Raw genomic sequence first — 18227 nt, 5'->3', positions numbered from 1 at the left:
TACAATTATGTTCTAAATTCTTCATTTCAACCAATGTTGACGAAATATCATTCGATCCATTTTCGAATTGTATACTGTTATATCTGTTTTAATGACATTAATTATATATAATTGTATACAATATCGCTTGACGATTTCAATTTAACACACCTTTCCAAAATAATCAACAACTTTTTCTAAAAGCGGATTATGCAGACACTAAGGACAAAAAGATATCCTTAATCTGAAAAAGCCGCGCAGCGCGCGGATCTTAATGCATATATGTTGTTTGTCCCCGACATCATACAAGTCCAATGACACAAACAATGATGCCTCAACAATCCCCCCCTTTGATGTTCTTGCCACAAAAATTCCCGCAAAGGTCATTGAACAAAAATGGGAGACCGGTTTTCCCTGTCTCCCGTTTTTTTCCTTTTCAAATACTAGTCCAGACGATCAGTTTTCATCGAAAACCTTCCCCAATGACATGTTATCCTTTACAGGAGGTTATTTCCAAGGCAGCAGTTTGCGCTCCAACCGTTCCAACGATCGGTTAAACACCAGGCCAAGCAGGGAAAGAAGCAAGACTCCAACCATCAAATTCGTCGTCATCATCAGATTGCCATAATGCAGAATCATCGAACCTATCCCTTTATCCGCCGCGATCATTTCCGCTGCAACGAGCAACAGGAGGGAATTTCCCGCAGCCAGCTTTAACCCTGCAAAAATGGTGGGCAATGACGCAGGCAGAGTGACCTTGCGGATGACACTTAAATGATTTGAACCGAACGTTACCGCCGCTTTGATTAGTATCGGGTCAACGTTTTTCACGCCGGCATACGTGTTAATCACTACGGGAAAGAAGACGCCCAGCGCGATAATCGTCAGCTTGGGCATTTCGCCGATGCCCAGCCACAGAATAAACAAGGGCAGCAGGGCGATCTTCGGAATCGGGTATATCGAATAAACGACCGGCGTTAACACCGAATCTACCCAACGGAAGAAACCGAGCAATAGCCCGATGACAATACCGGCAAATGACCCTAGGGCATAACCCGCTGCAATCCGGAATAAGCTTGCCAACACATTTTCAAGGATTTCCCCCGTCATCAGCATTCCCCATCCAACTGTAACAATTGCCGAAGGCGAGGGCAAAAACAACGCCGGCACCACGCCCGTACGGCAAAGCGCCTCCCACATGAGCACAATGCCGACGATCCCGAGCGCCGAAGCATAAGCCGGGGTCCGGTTCTCCAGAAAGGCTACCCGGTTGCGAATCATTTGCCGTCGAGCCGGAACTGCTGGTTTGCTTGCTTTTGTTTGCGCTTGTGCTTGCTCCATATTATTCACCATCCTTCAGCGCTTCTTGCGCATCATGACGGATGAGCTGCCAGATTTGATCCACATAACGGTCAAATTCCATGCGGTATTCCTCCTGATTGCGTCCGGCTTTTGGCAGATCGATGCGGATAATGCTCTTGATTTGCCCAGGATGTCTTGACATGACAATGACCCTATCCGCTAAATAAACAGCCTCCGGGATGTTGTGGGTGACATAAAGCGTGCTGAGTTTGGTACGGTTCCAAATGGCCAGCAGCTCTTCTTGCATAATCGTCCGCGTCTGCGCGTCAAGTGCCGAGAAAGGTTCATCCATCAGCAGAAGATCCGGCTCAACGGACAACGCCCTGGCAATCCCGGCACGCTGTCTCATGCCTCCGGACAGCTGCTTCGGATAAGCAGACTCAAACCCGGTCAGGCCTACCATCTCAATATAATGCCTGCCTTTCTCCTGCAGCTCCTCTTTGCTTGCACCCAGCTCCTGGAGGCCGAACACCACATTTTCGTATACGCTTCTCCAGGGGAATAAAGCGATTTCCTGAAACACAATCCCGATTCTCGGAACCTTATCCCCCTGCAGCCCGTCGAAATATACTTCACCATCGCTGGGGGACAACAGTCCCCCCACAATATTCAATAGAGTAGATTTCCCGCATCCGCTCGGGCCCACAAGCACCACAAACTCCTGTTCCGCTATGGTAAAGTTGATGTTTTTCAGGGCGGTCAACTCCCGCTTGCGCGGATCGCCAAAGCGTTTCTCCACATTTTCGACAACGATTCTCATAGTTTATTCCCCCACCAACTTCAACGCTTCATCCAACATTCCGGTGTTAACGAAATCGTTCACATCGATGACCTTCGTCACGAATTTCTCTTTAACATACCAATCGATTTGCGCCTTAATATCGTCAACGTTCAGCTTACCGTCAGGAGCGATAAATGAGAAGGTTCCCTTAATCACGTCCTCCTGTTGATCCGTATACTTGGCGACGATCTTCGTTACTTCGTCAAAATTCTCCCCCTTCACCAGCTTGCCGTCCTTTTGCGTAAGTACAGCATCGTAATAGTAACGCGCTCCTTTGATATAGGCTTTGAGAAAGCGTACGCCTGCCTCTTTGTTAACCGCAAATTTCGGCGAATAAAAAATCGCGGCCGATTCAGGGTTTATCTCATCCGAAACCCATGTCAACACTTTTCCGAAGCCTTCGTTCACCGTAATCGAAGCGGTCGGTTCGCTCAGTACAACGACGTCCATATTCTTGCTTCTCAATGTTTCCATGAGACTGCTCACGGAGTTCATGGATACCCACTGAACATCCTTGGTGTTCAGACCGTGCTTCTCCAGAATACGTCCCATATTGTAATGATTGGTGCTGCCAATCGACGTGACGCCGATCTTCTTCCCCTTCAAATCCTCCACCGTACGGATCGTAGAATCTTTATGCACCACTACTCCGCCATAAGAATATCCTTTCTGTTCGCTGCCTTTATTAGCCACGATAACAATCCTTTGACCCGAAGCGATCATATTGTACAAATCCGCGGAAAGACCGCTCGCCCCTACGTCCACACTGCCTGACGCCACACCCACGTTGACATCCTTGGACGCATCAAAAAATTTAAATTCTGCATTGATGTTTTCGTCTTTAAAAAAACCTTTTTCCATTGCAATATACAGCGGCGCATTCGTCGTATATTTCAGCATACCCACGCTTAAAGAAAGCGTTTCCGATTTAGGAGGCGCCGTATTGGCCGATTCAGCTTTGCCGGTTTGTGATTTAGCCGTCCCGGATTCTGAGGCGTTCCCTTTCACGGCCCCGTTTTTCGCGCAACCCAACAGTACAGTCGATAGAAGAACTAAGACAAACAGCAGCGATACGGACACCTTTTTCATGGTTCAAACCTCCAGCTCAGGATAATGGTTATGAAGGATTAGCCAATTTTGTTATTTCTACAATGCCGTTATCGGCATCCACCTTGATCCAATCACCGGTTTCGATAATCGTGAGCGGATCTTGATCGAGATCGGTAACCGCTGGCGCCCGGGTTACCACCGCTCCCAAGGCTACCTTTGTCGTTACGACGTTGAAAATCATGGCCTTGGGTGCCGCACCCGCGAGCCGGGCGGTATGAAAACTGACGGACCAGCCCGACGACCCTTTGGCTCCGGGAAATACAAGCACTTTATCTTTAAAGCTTTGGCCGTACAGTTCATGCCGCAATTCGGTAATCGTACCCGTCAGCGGATTGAGTCCACCCCAGCCGGATATCGTATCTTTGGTGACAAGGGCTTCACCTTCCGCGCACCCGCCTACAACTTTTCTTCCACGCAAAATAATTTTTTTCATCTTAATTCACCGCTCCATTTTCCCGTTATTGCAGCATTGATGCAGTCTTCCAGTAACCCGAACCAGGTTTGAACCCCCATGATCGCCGGCAAATAGTGTGCCTGCTTGGCTGAATCCGTGGCAACTACCTTTGTTCCCTTGGGCAGCAGCTGCCCTACAGCCGGACAAGAATCGCTCATCAAGACCCCTCCGGCATCGCTTATGATTTTGGTATACCCGTTTCGGTCGGCCAACTGCTTAATGGATCTCGGCGTGAAAATCCATAGCATCGTATCGCGGTTTACGCGTTTGCCATTCAACAGCTTGCAGATTTCCCAAATTTGTTCAATCGACGCGTGTGGACAGCCAAGCATAATAAAATCTACTTCTTTATCCTTTGCCGAGTGATTTAAATGTTCGTATGCTTTTTGCCTTTCCGCCTTCCCAAACTTGAAGCTGAACTTTGGCTTCTTTTTTCCGAAAGCCTCCTCCAGCGAATTGGCTTCTGCCGTTATTCCGGGGATGTGGAACAGCTCGACTCCGCCCGATGATGCGGCCGACGCCCCGAAATGCTTGATCCGGTAAAGATTCGGTACATGCCGGACACCGCTTAAGACCGGAATCCGTTCCCCCACCACCTCGCCAATGTAGTAACCCAGGAGTCCCCAATCCATCATGCTTTGGACATCCCATTCGACTTCCACCAAATCCGTACCCAGGCGATTTTCGTCAAGATGATAGCCCCAATACGGGATCTTTCCGGTTAGCATGGCGGCTCCGGTGCTTTCTCGTCCTTCCACATTGGAGCGAGCCCCCAGCACCGAGTTAATGTACACAACCGCGGAGGATTCCATCCATGCACAATGCTCGCCCTTAACCGGCACATTCCCAACCTGATATGGCGTACAGGTACTCATCAGTTGTACGCCGATCCCGGCGCTAAAGGCCTCATTTTTTTGACTTAACTCGTAACGATCTTGGGAAATCCCCTGGATTTCCCAGAGATCCTGATCAAAAGACTGAATAAGCTGGCAGGTGTGGGCCTTGACCATAGGAATTTCGACGACCTCTGAACTATCCAGGTTGAACTCGGAGAATACCGCATCAAAGCCTCCTGCTTTGGCCGCAAATTCCCGCATAAAGGGATTTGTCGCCACTACCGTACCGCACACGTTGTTGGTGTCGACCAGCCTCTCCGCTCCCAAAGCGTTCCCGTAACGGACGAGTAAGTCCATCGCCTTCTGTTTGGCCGAGCCTTCCTTGCCATCAAGCATTGCTTTTTCGTCATCGGTCAGTTTCATTTTATGGCCTCCATTCTATGATCTGCGAGAATGCCGCCACTCTGGGGCAATGGCTGGACCAAGCGCCGATAGATTGCAAGCCATCCGCGTTCGTCCGTCACGGGTTTGTTCTCCAGGCGCGAACGCCTCACCGCAAGCTCACTTTCCGGCACATCGAGATTGACGAATCGCTTTTCCACATCGATCGAGATCATATCCCCATTTTCCACAAGCGACATTGGCCCGCCATCGGCCGCCTCAGGGGAAACTTCGGCAACCACGATTCCCTTGTTGGACAATCCCGATTGCTGTCCGTCATGCACTAGCGCCACCTGTTCTCCTAACCCCTTTCCATCAAGAGCGAAGACCAGGGCGGTGACCACTCCCATCCCAGGAGTACCTTTGGGGCCGAGCCCTCTGAGTACGACCACTTGACCCGGTTTGACCTCGTCTTTGTTCACGGCGTCGACAGCTTCCTGAGTTGAATTGAACACGATCGCCGGACCGGTAAACTGAAGTTTTCGATCATCGGCAACCGCGAGCTTGACGATTCCGGTGTCCGGCGAGAGAGATCCCCGTACAAGTACAATAGAGGGCCTTTCGGCGAGCGCTCTATCCACCGGACGGATAATTTCCTCGTTGGCCACCACTGCATTACGGAGGTTTTCTTCCACGGTTTGGCCCGTTACCGTCATTGCGTTTTTGCAAAGAAACCGTTCAAGCTGCTTCATTACCGCTCTTGCGCCGCCGGAAGCCTCAAACTCCTCGATCGTATGCTCACCGTTGGGGCGGATGGCGCTCAGAAGCGGAATGTTATCGGCATACTGTTCGAACAAACGGTAAACATCCACTTCGCACTGAGCTTCTTTGGCCAATGCCTGAAGATGCTTTACCGAATTGATCGAACCGCTCACCGACAGCACCACCATCACAGCATTTGCAAAGGCTTCCGGTGTGAGGATATCGCGGGGCTTCAAGTCGTCGTCCCATACCATTTGCACAATTCTTTCGCCAGCTTGCCGCACCGTGTTCCACATCTTCGGACTATTGGCTAATACAGGTGTGCTTCCGGGGAGAGCCATCCCTAGAGCCTCGCAAACGATATGCATGGTATTTGCAGTTCCCATTCCTGCACATACTCCAGGTCCAAGAATGGCGTTCTCACTCATCTCGTTCAGCTCCGATACCGTTATCTGATTTCGTCCGGTTTCCCGATGTACGGCATTTATCCAAAGATCCTCAATATCCATATGTTCGCCCCGATATCGTCCGCTCGGCTGATAACCGCAAGCGACTACGATGGTTGGAATGTTAAGCCGTCCTGCCGCCATCAACTGCCCCGGCACCGTTTTGTCGCATGACACCAGGCAAACCATGCCGTCCAACATCGCCCCTTCCACTGCGACCTCTATGTCGTTTACGATTAAATCCCGGGCAGAAAGAATATAACCGCCTCTGTGGCCCGCGCTAGTGACGAAATCGACGGGCGCCGCCGTGCGTACCTCAAACGGGACTCCGCCAGCGGAGCGGATGGCTTCTTTCATCTTCGCAGCAATACCGTCAAGATGGGCAAAGCAGGCCGCCAGATCGGAAGAGGAGTTCACAATTGCAATCTTCGGCTTTTCCATGTCCTCCTCTGTGACACCGAGCACTCCCCATTCTGCCCGCCTTAATGCCCATCTTGCACTTCCAGGCTCAAAAGTACTCCTCAGCTTCTTTTTCATAGGATAGCTTCCCCTTTGCTTACTATATTAAGAAAATGGCTCAGCGCCATTGGTTCTGCTGCGCTTATTCAATCGGTTCGTATCACGTTATCCTTTACCCGCTCTTGCAAAGCAGCGTTGTCGATTTGATGCACGCTGCCTGTGCCCGCAAGGTCTAGCGCGTGTGCCGCTGCAGCACCCATTGCAATACAAGGTCCCATTACCCGAACGCTGGATAAAGCGGCAAGATCCCCGTCGATGCAGCGGCCAACCGCGACCAGATTGTCAACGTCGGGTGGTGTCAGACTCCCCATTGGCACGTAATGAACATGGTCCTCAGAAAATGCCTCCCAAGCGTAGCCTTCCAGCCGGTCATGAAGCTCAAGAGCCCATCCCGTTCGTGCAATGGCATCCGGGAAACGCCTGCCTGTGCGCACATCGTCGATCGTGAGCTGCTGCCTCCCGACGATCCAGCGCGTTTGGCGAATCCCGGGAAGCCCGTAACTGCGCACGCGGGCATTGCCGAAAGCTTCAGGAAATTCAAGCTTTAAAAATTGCACGGTTTTATCAGCCTGAGCCTTTCCTTCGATAGCTTTCGCAGCTGCCGCCACAGGTTCCAACGGTGTCTCCACATGTGTCATGTTCACAAGCGCCGTACCGCGTCCCGGGAAGGCAAAGGCGAAACCATCCCTGCGTATTAGCCCGTAATCCCCGGCCCGTTCCTTAAGCCGTCTTGAAATTTCTTCTCTTTCCGGATACTTTTCTTCGTTGATTCCTTCAACGACCACCATATGGGAACCGTAAACCGTACCCTTCTCCGGCTCACGGCATGGAAGTCCCGCATGCCAAGCCAGAGCCGCATCCCCCGTCGCATCAACGAAAGCGTTTGCAGTCAGGCGTACGTCACCATAACGCGTGGCAAGATCAATATAACGTATGCGTCTGTCTTCATTGCTCACTCCCCGTAAGACGGCGCCAAGAATCAATGTGATTCCCGCAGAATATACTGCATTTTCAATCCAACGGGACAAGGCTACCTCATCATACACAACTGTTGTCCAAAATCCGTTTTTGCGATAATGCAGCGCCCCCGCGGTGCCCAGATCACGGAGAATGTCGTCGGCGATGCCATGGGTCAATTGGTAGCCGTCGCGGCCGTTGGCAAACAGACCGCAAAAGGCACCGATGATCGAGTTTACCGCTTGGCCCCCCAGAGCAGGCAAGCTGTCAACCAAGGCAACGTGGTGTCCCAGACGTGCTGCCTCCAGAGCAGCTGAAACGCCGGCGATACCTGCTCCCACGATACAGGTATCCGCTTTCAATTCCCGCAAAGAACTTCCGGTACCTTTTCGAATCACGCGTGTATCCGTTCTAAATTCCGAATGATTCACCATCATCACTCCTTTCTGTTCCTAAGGGATAGTGAGAATTTATCAAAAACCATCCCTTTGTATCAATCTGTTTTTCTTATACAAAATATTGTCAAAACAGATAGGTTCAATTAGTATACATAGTATAAGCTACCATAAATGGTATTTATCATTGTGAAAAGAGCCGGCCCAGGGAGGCCTTATCAGATAGGCCGCGCATTGTGCTCGTAATCGTATATCCCAAATTGCGATAAGGGGTGACCGAAATGGAAATTCATCAGTTGGAATATTTTCTGGCCGTTGAAAAATACCGCAATTTTTCTACCGCCTCACTGGAAATATGCGTATCCCAGTCAACTTTGTCGCAGCAGATCAAGAAACTTGAGGATGAATTGGGAGTCAAATTATTCATACGCTATTCCCGTTCGGTGCGACTAACCCCTGCCGGCGAGGATTTCCTTGTTCATGCGCAGCGAATCGTATCGGAGATTCAACAATCCAGGGAAACGATTCAGAAGTATATAAGTTTTGATAAGGGGAGCATCAAAATTGGTGTGTTTCCTAATATGGCGTGTTTGGGTTTGAACAAAATTATTACCAGCTTTTTTAGAACTTATCCGGGTATTGATTTTGAAATACATACGGCCAATACGGATGATTTACTGAAGGGGTTACGCGAAAAAAAGGTCAATGTTGCTTTTATTAACTCGCCTTTTCCCAATCATTTTGAAATCGATTTCTTTCCCTTGATGAATGATCATATTGTAATGCTTATTTCCTCCCAACATCCGCTTGCCAATGAATCGTTTGTCGATCTGAGCGATTTATCACGAGAAAAGTTTTTGATGATAAAAACGAATGCCTGGTTTCGTAATACCTTGATTCATGCATGTAACGATGCAGGGTTCGAGCCTAATGTTATTTTTGATACCAACGATGTCGAGATCATACGAAGTTTTGCGGAAGATGGCGTTGGGGTGGCGCTCATGGGATACCGCGTTGCCCGCTGCATGTCCAACCCTAACAATTCTATTGTGCCTATTAGACAAATGTTTGAACGACAAAGCGGTCTGGCCATTCCAAAATCCACACGGCCGCCTTTGGCTGCCAGTCTCTTCCGGGACTTTACCCTAAAGGAAATGAGCCGGACTTTAAATTCGTGGTGAGCGTGCTGCGGCCCGTCGAAATAAGTTTCACCATTGCCGGGGGACAACAGTCCCCGGCAATGTTCAATAGAGTAGACGTCGATTCTCATGGTTTATTTCCCACCAGCTTCAATGCTTCATCCAGCATTTCAGTGTTAATGATTTCCTTCGTATCCACGGCTTTGGTGATCAGCTTTTCCTTGGCATACCAGTCGATCTGCGTCTTGATATCGTCCACGTTCATCCTGCCGTCAGGGTCAATGAACGACAATGAGCCCATAATAAGATCTTCCTTCTGCCCCGTATATTTAGCCACGATCTTGATCACTTCCTCATAATTCCCTCCTTTTACCCTTTTGCCGTCTTTTTGAGTCAGCACTGCATCGTAATAGTAACGCGCTCCTTTGATATATGCCTTTAAAAAACGGATGCCCGCATCCTTGTTCGTCATGAATTTCGGCGAAAAGAATATTCCCGACGATTGATAGTCGATTTCATCCGCCACCCACGCAAGCACCCTGCCGTAGCCCTGATTGATCGCTATCGAAGCATAGGGCTCACTAAGGATGATGGCATCGGCGTTCTTGCCCCTTAAGGTTTCCATGACACCGCTAGTGGTGTTCATCGGCACCCACTGAACGTCCTTTGTGGTCAATCCATACTTCTCCAATACACGCCCCAGCATGTAATGGTTGGTACTGCCTATCGTAGTGACAGCGGCTTTTTTTCCCTTCAATTCCTCCACCGACCGGTAAGGAGAATCTTTATGCACGATGACTGCGGAGAAAGGGTAGCCCTTCTGTTCCCTTCCTTTGTCGGATACAATAGTCACTTTTTGTCCGGCCGCCATCATGTTGTACAAATCTGCGGTAAAACCGACCCCGCCTACGTCCAAATCGCCCGATACTACAGCCACATTGACGGCATTGGAGGATTCGAACCATTTCACATGAACTTCCAGGTTCTCTTCTTTAAAGAACCCTTTTTCCAAAGCGATAAACAGAGGCGAATTGCTTGTAAACTTAAGCATGCCCATGTTCAAAGAAACCGGTTCGGCTTTAGCCGGCTCTGGTTTGGCCGGTTCTGTCGAGGTTCCCTGGACTTCCTCCCTGTTCCCGCAACCGAAAAGCATTGTCACTAGGAGCAAGAGAACAGCAACTGCCGATATGGCCCCTTTTTTCACATGATAAACCTTACCCATACCACCACCCCCTAATGAAAGCGCTTTAATAAATTTACTGTAGCTTATGCTTGGGATCCATTCAATCGTAATTAACGATAGCGGTTATTGCTAACATCGATAAAAGGTGACAAAAAAAGCGCGGCGTATCGGACCATAGTTGCGCATCAGGAGTCTGACTCGTTCAATACGCCTGCCGCCGAAGATATTCTATAACTGGATCAGCGAAAGTACGATGCCAACCGCAAAACCGCACAGCGCTCCGTTCACCCGAATCCACTGCAGGTCCTTTCCGACTTTGTGTTCCAGCATGCGTACCAAGGCTACATCATCCATTTGATCCAAATTTTCTTTCACGAGTTGACCGATGCGATAATGATTCGCTTCCACCCATTCAATCAAGTAAGCTAACAAGCGATTTTCCCAAACGGCCATCGAATCCTGTTCGGGATTGAAATTGCGCACGATCCAGCGGTAAGCAGTAATTACCGCCCTGCCGCCCTTCAAACGGTCTTCCTCCAGCTTGTCCAGCCATTGATTGCGGATTTCACTCAAACGCTCATGCAGGAAGACAGCGCCGCGAGCTCCTTCCAATTGGTTTACGATCCATTCCTTCATATTCGCTACAAGCAACTCGTTATCCGCTAGTTGAGACAGTTGGATGCGGATTTCCTGAACAAGGGTCTTCCGGAAAGCATTATCTGTATGTTGGAGACCCCGAATTCCTGAAAGCATCAAGTTTTGGAGGAAGCTGCCAAGCTTTTCTTCATCCATGAAGCCGACAAATGCCTGTAAAGCAAACCCCGTTAAGCCCCCCGCTTTTACTTCGGAGAGCTTTTCGCTTGCGAACTTTCCCAACATCATCCCGGTATCCGGACGTTTCGCCCAGTCGGATGCTTTATGCAGGACGTAATTCAACGCCTTTTCGTCGAATCTGTTCTCGATCACCTTCGTCAGGATGGCATCGGCTGCAGATCCCACATCCGCTCTTCGGATCGCAGCGGCTATTTCCGACTGAAGATAAGGAATCGCTTTCTCGAGCGGCAACCGGTAAACCCATCGGATCAACAGATCCAATAGGCCTACCCGTACCTTCCGTTTGCCAAGCAGCTTAGCCAGAGAGGATGAAGCGAGCTGCAAAAGCTGGAGCTGCCGGAGTTTGTTTTCGATGCTTTGTTTGTTGAGCAGCTCATTTTCCAACGCCAAAATCAAGGATTGGATAATTTTGTCCCTATTCTTAAGGAGTAAGGATGTATGCGGCACCGGTATGCCGAAAGGATGACGGAAAAGAGCGGTCACGGCAAACCAATCCGCAATGCCGCCGACCAAACCGGCTTCAAAGCCGCCTTTCAACAGAGCAACCAAAGGAGTCTCCTGAAGAAATAAAGTGATTAAAAAGCCGCCGGTCATAAAGGCCAATGACAGTCCGGCCAAATATCTTGAGTTCATCTGCGGCCTCCTTCCGGTTATTTATGGAGATGGTAAGGCACTGTAGCGATCACGACGTCTTTATGATTGAATAAGTAAGCCCTTAACAGTAACCCGGTCTGATTATGGAGGAAATAATGCCACCAATGCCTGGTAATGAATTGCGGAATTAATATGGTAATATGATCCGTTTCCGACGTTTTCCACTCCACCGTTTCAATGAATCTCATTAACGGCCTGATGATGCTTCGGTAGCTTGAACGGAGCGTAATCAGCCGGACGCCCGGGTTCCATTCTTCCCATTTCTTCTCCATCCGTGCGATATCCTCATCGTCAAATCCGACATATACGGCGACAACATGATTGGTTAGAGACTTGGCATAGCTGAGCGAATTCATAACCACCCGGGTAATGCCGGCTACGGGAACGACGATCGTGCTGCCTTTTATCACTGGTTTTTCCTCATCCATGTCGATTCGCAGTTCGTCCGCTATGTTCAGGTAGTGCCGGTGAATTTGGAAGAAGAGGAAAATGACAATCGGCAAAAAGATAAAGATCATCCATACTTGATTGAACTTGGTCAAAATGAAGATCAGCGTAATCGCCAGCGTCGTGAACATCCCGATCGTGTTGACAATGAAGCGGATCAGCCAGCCCGCCGGCCTCAGCTTTACCCAACGGACCATCATCCCCAGTTGGGATAAGGTGAAAGGAATAAACACCCCTACGGCATAAAGCGGAATCAGGTTCTCCGTATGTCCTTGGAAAAGAATAACAAGCAATGCCGACAATACACCTAAGAAGATAATGCCGTTAGAAAAACCGAGCCGGTCGCCGCGCACCATAAACATATGCGGCATGTATTTGTCTTTGGCCAGCATAAAGGCAAGCAGCGGGAATGCGGAATACGCTGTATTTGCCGCCAAAAACAGAATCAAAGCGGTGGTGCCTTGGATGAAATAGTAAAGGATGCCCCGGCCGAATGTGTTTGCCGCAATTTGGGATACGACCGTTTCTTTTGGAGCCGGCGTGATTCCATACCAATAGGCAAGTAAACTGATACCGATAAACATGGCACCTAGAATCGTGCCCATCATCATTAGCGTAGCGGCTGCATTGCGCTCAGCCGGTTGTTTAAAGTTTGGAATGGCATTGGATACGGCTTCTACTCCGGTTAGCGCGGAACACCCTGAACTGAAAGCCTTCAATAGGAGGAACCAACTGATGTTCGAAACGGCTGTGCCCAGTTCAGGCACTTCGGCGTGTCCCCCGCCCGATATATATTTGATGACTCCCGAAATGATAAGAACAAAAATGGCGAAGACAAACAAATAAACGGGCAGTGCTAAAACGGATGCAGACTCCGTAATTCCTCGCAAGTTCATGATGGTAAGAAACAGGATCATCGTCAACGCAATAAGGACCCGGTGTTCATGCAAGGATGGAAATGCCGAGGTAATGGCATCCGTCCCGGCCGAGGAACTGACAGCAACAGTCAGGATATAATCCACCAACAGCGAGCCTCCGGCCATCAAACCGATGGAGACGCCCAAATTGTCTTTGGCTACGACATAAGCTCCTCCCCCTTTGGGGTAAGCAAAAATCGTCTGCCGGTAAGAAAAAATGAGAACCGTCAGCAATCCGAGAACGGCTATGGAAATGGGGATCGAATACCATATTGCGGCAAAGCCTGCAGCCATCAATATGATCAAAATTTGTTCGGTACCGTAAGCAACAGAAGATAATGCGTCTGAAGAAAGTACCGCAAGCGCCTTAAACTTGCTTAGTTTTTCTTCTTCAATCTCGGTTGACTTCATAGGCCGGCCGATTAATAATCGTTTTATTTTATTTAGCATACTGTTCCCGCCCTCATTATTTATTAAGGAGTTTTGTAAACAAGATCATCACAACAAAAAAACCCTTAAATCTCCAGGAAGAAACTTTACTTATGGTTTCCAAATGTGTTGTTAATCAATCATCCTCCAACCTATCCCGTTTTTAGACAACAAAAAAACACAGAGGCTTGAGCTCTGTGTTTGCCTATCAGCAGACAGCACGTTCAACTCCTCTCTCATACAACGCTTACGAGGTTAGCTGTCGGATTCGGGCTATGAGAGCAGCCCTACGTGCGGAATAAACATGTTCCTGCACGATTCACCCCATGGACATCCAAATATATGTCCTTATTGGTTCCCCCGTTTTCCTGTTTGGAAATTCAGCAAGGTGATATGTTCAATGGTTGAATCTTACACCTTACAGGACAACATTGCAAAGCAAGAAATCGGATAAAACCTTTGCTAGATATGAATTGCTTTGTAAATGAGACGCTTTTATAGATCGCTTTCTTTGTTTTACTTCAAATTTCATGGATTTTCTTTATATTTCAGGATTTTTGCGTTTGCGGGCTGTTGCGGATGCTTGAAAACCAATGGATTGGAGTTGTTTTCCCATTCCTTTTTGTTCCCAGCTGAATTTGAATAAGCCATGGAATAAAGCACATAATAGGGTGCGTATACCAAGTATACCCATGAAAGGGGAATCCTCATGAGAAAAATACTGCAGTGTTCCTTTGTGTTTTCGTTTCTTGTCTTTGTTGATCTTTATGGTGTTGCAGCAGCACAAACCGCACCATTTTCATCGCCGGGAATGCAGGTGGATCAAAGCCATACCGCTTTGGTGATCACAGATCCGCAAAATGACTTTTTAAGCCCGAAAGGTGCAGCATGGAATTTAGTGAAAGACAGCGTTGCTGAAAATCACACGATTGAGAACATTGAATTATTATTAAAAACAGCAAAAAAGAATAAGTTTAAAGTATTTGTGTCCCCTCATTACTATTATCCCTATGACCAAAAATGGTTATTTGGGGGTGCTATGGAACATGTGATGCACGATATCAAAATGTATCAGCGAAAAGGTCCATTATCGCTTGAAGGCTTTCAAGGTTCGGGTGCCGACTTTCTGGATAAATATAAGCCTTATCTAGAAGATGGACAAACCATTATCACCAGTCCGCATAAAATTTTCGGACCCGAAGCCAACGACTTGGTTTTGCAGCTGCGAAAACAGGGAATAACCCGCGTCATTCTTGCAGGTATGTCCGGAAATCTGTGCATTGAATCTCATATGCGCGAACTCATTGAACAAGGATTTGAAGTGGCCGTGGTTCACGATGCCACAGCTTCCGCAAAAATAAACGGCTTGGATGGGGATAAGGCTGCAAAAACCAATTTTCGCATGATTGCCAACGCTTCATGGTCAACCAGGGAGACTATAGAGAAAATGAAATCCATTCAAAGATAAGCCTCCAGTTTGGAGGCTGCCATATCCCGCAGCTAATTTAACTCCGAATTAATATTCCTCTGACAATGGATTGATAAATATGAGGTATTTTAAACCTATATCCAATTGTTGAGGAGGGGTATGATGCGAATTGCTTTATTCTCCGACACCTTTTGGCCCCAAATGAACGGGGTTGCATTGACGTTAAAAAGACTGGTCGAACATCTGGAAAAACGAAATATTTCACTCCGGATTTTTGTGCCCAAATGCACGGAGGAGGATTTTTTCACAAGCAATATCCTGTCTTTTAGCAGCCTCCCCTTCATCCTCTATCCGGAATGCCGGATTGCGCTTCCCAATTATTTCACGATCCACAGCCAGCTCCAGCAATTTCAACCCGACCTGATCCATATCGCCACGCCCTTTAATATAGGGCTTTGCGGACTTTATTATGGGAGAAAATATGCTATTCCTCACGTTGCCTCTTACCATACGCACTTTGACCGCTATCTGAATTATTATCACCTGCAATTCGCCTCTTCCCTGTTATGGCGCTATATCCGCTGGTTCCACCAATCGTGTCTGGCCACCTTTGTTCCGTCCGTTGAAACGGCCGAAAAATTGGAAGAACATGGAATTCGAGACGTGGCCTTATGGAAGCGCGGAGTGGACTGCCGTCTTTTCAACCCCGATAAAAAAACCGGATTGATCCGCGAAAAATATAAGATCGACGAACGTTATATTTTCCTATATGTTGGCCGTTTGGCACCTGAGAAGGATTTGGACATTTTGCTTGAAACGATGAAGAAATTACCCGATTATGTTAGCGGCAATGTCCGCTGGCTGTTGGTCGGCGACGGCCCGCTGTTGAAAGATTTGAAAGCGGAAGCCCCATCGAATGTTACTTTTACCGGTTATATGAAAGGAGAGAATCTAGCCGAACTGTATGCGTCGGCCGACTTGTTCGTATTCCCTTCCGGCACCGAAACCTTTGGCAATGTGGTACTGGAATCTATGGCATCAGGCACTCCCGTCATCGGAGCCAAAGCTGGCGGGGTACAGGAAATCATTCAACACGGCAAAACCGGCCTGTTATGTCCTCCCCGTAATTCCGATGCTTTCGCAAATGCGATTACATCTATGCTGGAACATCCGGACCGGTTATGGGATTTTGGCCAGGAAAGCAGGCTTTACGCCCTTTCCCAATCGTGGGAAGCTATTTTTGACGATCTCCTCCTCCGATACATTGAAATCCTGAACGCTGACCCCACAAAACGAAAAACCTTTTCCGCTTGATTATAGGGGAGGTAAGAAAACGATATGCGGAAACCTCACGGACCTCCCGCGGTCTGTATATTCGACTAAAAAAGGAGCGCTGACCCGAGGTCGGCACTCCTTTATCACCGTTTAGAGGCGGTACCCTTGTTTTATTTACGATTAAGCGGATAAAAAATGACGTCGATCGGGAACGCCGATCCCGAGGCCGGAGAAAATTCCAGATCCAGCGACGGTTCGGTCCCATTCGTCCTGGCAATGATCGTATATCCCTGATAATCCATCATGACGCCCGACGGCGGGGCTTGAACGATTTTGCCATTCACCAGGAACGGACCTCTAAACACGCCGCCGCGCGGAAGAATCAGCACGGACATTTTCGGCGGAGCATCGATATGGATTTTGTAAACCACCCCGTAGTTGCCCAGATTGAGCGCAGGCTTCTGGCTGAAGAAGTCCGTACCGGTCACAAATTGATCCGACGTGCCGTCGCCGATCGCGAAGCTCGAAGGCCTCCGGATCGAGGAAGCATCGATGTTCCATTGCACTTCCGAACCGCTGAACGTCCCTCGGACATTCCCTTTATAAGCCAATCTCGGGAATACGCCGATCGTATCGAGCCCATCCTCCTGCTCCATCGCTGCGAATGAAAAATACACCTCACCGTCCGTCTCTACATCATAGAGCACATTCATCCCTTGTCCAGGGTAGAAATCAGGCATGACTTTATAATAAGCCGTTTCGTACGGCCTGAGCACCATCGTTTCCACAGCCCTTTTCCCTTGCAGAAACTCAATCGTCGGTTCATTGCCCATCAGGTTAGCGTAGATCGAAGGGTACACCTCCCCTTGATTGGTCGTCTTGATCGTAACACTGCGGACAGGATCGCTATTTCGTACAATGATGGCAAATTTCATTTTTCGATCCGTACCGTTGACATGGGTTGCATACAACCGGGCTTTCCCGTTGACTTTCTCCTGGTACAAAAAGCCTTTCTCCGTAAACGTCTCCGGACTGTCGCTCACAATCAGAGGACGGTCCGCAGGCTTCTGCTCCTGCTTGGGAATCTGCGGGATGCCGCGCAAATATTTGCGAAGCACCGCTTCTTCCTCCCGGACGTAGGTCCCAACAGGCGCGTAATATACCTTGTGCTCAAACGCATCCAAGTAAGGCTCGTTCTTGACGAGTATATTGCGGGAATACGTATCGCTGACATTGCCAAGGCTGTCTTTTACCGTGAGAGAAACCTTGTACAGTCCCGGAGTGAAAATCGCCTGCGCATTACCGATCCATTGAATGTCTCTTAGTTCCGTTCCCTTCGGATCATAGCTGAGATTGCTGTAATGAATCGGTTCGCCGATCCGGTACGCTTCCTTGTCCACGGTGAATTTGGCAACAGGCTTGACATTCGGCGCCGCATCGTTGGTAAACCGCGTCCGGTTCGCCTCCGGCTTGACATAGCGCAGCTCGACCCGTTTCAGCTCATGATCGACCTTGCCATGAAAAGCAATATATTGCTGCAGCGCGGCCATTTCAATGTACAGCCGATTTCCCTGAAGCTCGGCATCGGTGCCCCACTTGCGGCCTGTACCGTTCTCAAGAACCGTCCGGTCGGCAAGCGAGTACTCCAGATAAGCCTTCGGCGTCGTGATTTGCACCGCCTGCCTGTCTCCGTCCCACTTCACCGGAATGCCAAACCAGTTGTTCAGCTCTGCGGCAGGCAAGTAAATCCTTCCGTCGAGTTCAAGCGTTGCCGCTTGAGCCTGCGTTTTCGATCCGTTGATATAAACTGCCGTACTGCCGGGATAAAGGATCAAGTGACTGTCCTCCGGGGCAGCCGAGGCTTGTCCGCTCACGACCCCTATCGCGATAGCGGCAGCAAATGTCAGCCACAGTTGACGTAATGGTTGCATCAGCGCA

14 protein-coding genes and 1 riboswitch are annotated in these 18227 nt (G+C 48.9%); of the genes, 3 read left to right on the top strand and 11 right to left on the bottom strand.

Annotated elements, in window-relative coordinates; all coding sequences use genetic code 11:
- Window positions 1–486 precede the first annotated feature (486 nt).
- The 7 genes from IJ22_RS07575 to IJ22_RS07545 all read right to left on the bottom strand — a co-directional run bounded on the left by IJ22_RS07575 (window position 487) and on the right by IJ22_RS07545 (window position 8024).
- Window positions 487–1320, bottom strand: a complete 834-nt coding sequence (locus IJ22_RS07575; protein WP_054817274.1) for an ABC transporter permease — start codon at window positions 1318–1320, stop codon at window positions 487–489.
- A 1-nt stretch (window position 1321) separates the two neighbouring features.
- A complete protein-coding gene (locus IJ22_RS07570) occupies window positions 1322–2101 on the bottom strand; it encodes an ABC transporter ATP-binding protein (RefSeq protein WP_062408301.1) in 780 nt (259 codons plus the stop codon).
- Between the two features lie 3 nt (window positions 2102–2104).
- Window positions 2105–3211, bottom strand: a complete 1107-nt coding sequence (locus IJ22_RS07565) for an ABC transporter substrate-binding protein (protein WP_062408300.1) — start codon at window positions 3209–3211, stop codon at window positions 2105–2107.
- A gap of 28 nt (window positions 3212–3239) precedes the next feature.
- Entirely contained in the window at window positions 3240–3665 is a 426-nt protein-coding gene (locus IJ22_RS07560; RefSeq protein WP_062408299.1) for an aconitase X swivel domain-containing protein, read from the bottom strand.
- Complete coding sequence (locus IJ22_RS07555; protein WP_062408298.1) at window positions 3662–4945, bottom strand: aconitase X; 1284 nt, start codon at window positions 4943–4945, stop codon at window positions 3662–3664. Before IJ22_RS07555 ends, IJ22_RS07560 begins: the two co-directional genes overlap by 4 nt.
- Window positions 4942–6648, bottom strand: a complete 1707-nt coding sequence (gene ilvD / locus IJ22_RS07550; protein ID WP_062408297.1) for a dihydroxy-acid dehydratase — start codon at window positions 6646–6648, stop codon at window positions 4942–4944. Before ilvD ends, IJ22_RS07555 begins: the two co-directional genes overlap by 4 nt.
- Before the next feature lie 68 nt (window positions 6649–6716).
- A complete protein-coding gene (locus tag IJ22_RS07545; RefSeq protein ID WP_201023600.1) occupies window positions 6717–8024 on the bottom strand; it encodes an FAD-dependent oxidoreductase in 1308 nt (435 codons plus the stop codon).
- Between the two features lie 239 nt (window positions 8025–8263).
- Here IJ22_RS07545 and IJ22_RS07540 point away from each other — a divergent pair, with 239 nt between their 5' ends.
- Complete coding sequence (locus tag IJ22_RS07540; RefSeq protein WP_062408295.1) at window positions 8264–9163, top strand: LysR family transcriptional regulator; 900 nt, start codon at window positions 8264–8266, stop codon at window positions 9161–9163.
- An 85-nt stretch (window positions 9164–9248) separates the two neighbouring features.
- On the opposite strand, the gene IJ22_RS07535 is transcribed toward IJ22_RS07540, so the two are convergent.
- The 3 genes from IJ22_RS07535 to IJ22_RS07525 all read right to left on the bottom strand — a co-directional run bounded on the left by IJ22_RS07535 (window position 9249) and on the right by IJ22_RS07525 (window position 13606).
- Window positions 9249–10343 carry an ABC transporter substrate-binding protein gene (locus tag IJ22_RS07535; RefSeq protein WP_235594284.1) on the bottom strand — a complete coding sequence of 365 codons (1095 nt, stop codon included), beginning with the start codon at window positions 10341–10343 and terminating at the stop codon, window positions 9249–9251.
- Window positions 10344–10532: 189 nt separating this feature from the next.
- Window positions 10533–11771, bottom strand: a complete 1239-nt coding sequence (locus tag IJ22_RS07530; RefSeq protein ID WP_062408294.1) for a DUF445 domain-containing protein — start codon at window positions 11769–11771, stop codon at window positions 10533–10535.
- Window positions 11772–11788: 17 nt separating this feature from the next.
- On the bottom strand, window positions 11789–13606 hold the full coding sequence (locus IJ22_RS07525) for an APC family permease (protein WP_062408293.1): 1818 nt from the start codon (window positions 13604–13606) through the stop codon (window positions 11789–11791).
- A 207-nt stretch (window positions 13607–13813) separates the two neighbouring features.
- A riboswitch (cyclic di-AMP (ydaO/yuaA leader) is annotated at window positions 13814–13981 on the bottom strand.
- Between the two features lie 313 nt (window positions 13982–14294).
- On the opposite strand from IJ22_RS07525, the gene IJ22_RS07520 reads away from it, so the two are divergent.
- Together IJ22_RS07520 and IJ22_RS07515 are read left to right on the top strand one after the other, a co-directional pair.
- Window positions 14295–15053 carry a cysteine hydrolase family protein gene (locus tag IJ22_RS07520; RefSeq protein ID WP_082660732.1) on the top strand — a complete coding sequence of 253 codons (759 nt, stop codon included), beginning with the start codon at window positions 14295–14297 and terminating at the stop codon, window positions 15051–15053.
- Between the two features lie 120 nt (window positions 15054–15173).
- A complete protein-coding gene (locus IJ22_RS07515) occupies window positions 15174–16328 on the top strand; it encodes a glycosyltransferase family 4 protein (protein ID WP_306274219.1) in 1155 nt (384 codons plus the stop codon).
- Between the two features lie 131 nt (window positions 16329–16459).
- Here IJ22_RS07515 and IJ22_RS07510 read toward each other — a convergent pair whose 3' ends face one another.
- Complete coding sequence (locus IJ22_RS07510) at window positions 16460–18220, bottom strand: stalk domain-containing protein (RefSeq protein WP_062408291.1); 1761 nt, start codon at window positions 18218–18220, stop codon at window positions 16460–16462.
- Between the last annotated feature and the right edge of the window lie 7 nt (window positions 18221–18227).

The organism is Paenibacillus naphthalenovorans, assembly GCF_001465255.1.
GTDB classification, from domain to species: Bacteria; Bacillota; Bacilli; order Paenibacillales; family NBRC-103111; genus Paenibacillus_G; species Paenibacillus_G naphthalenovorans.
This window is presented reverse-complemented; position numbering and strand designations above follow the sequence as displayed.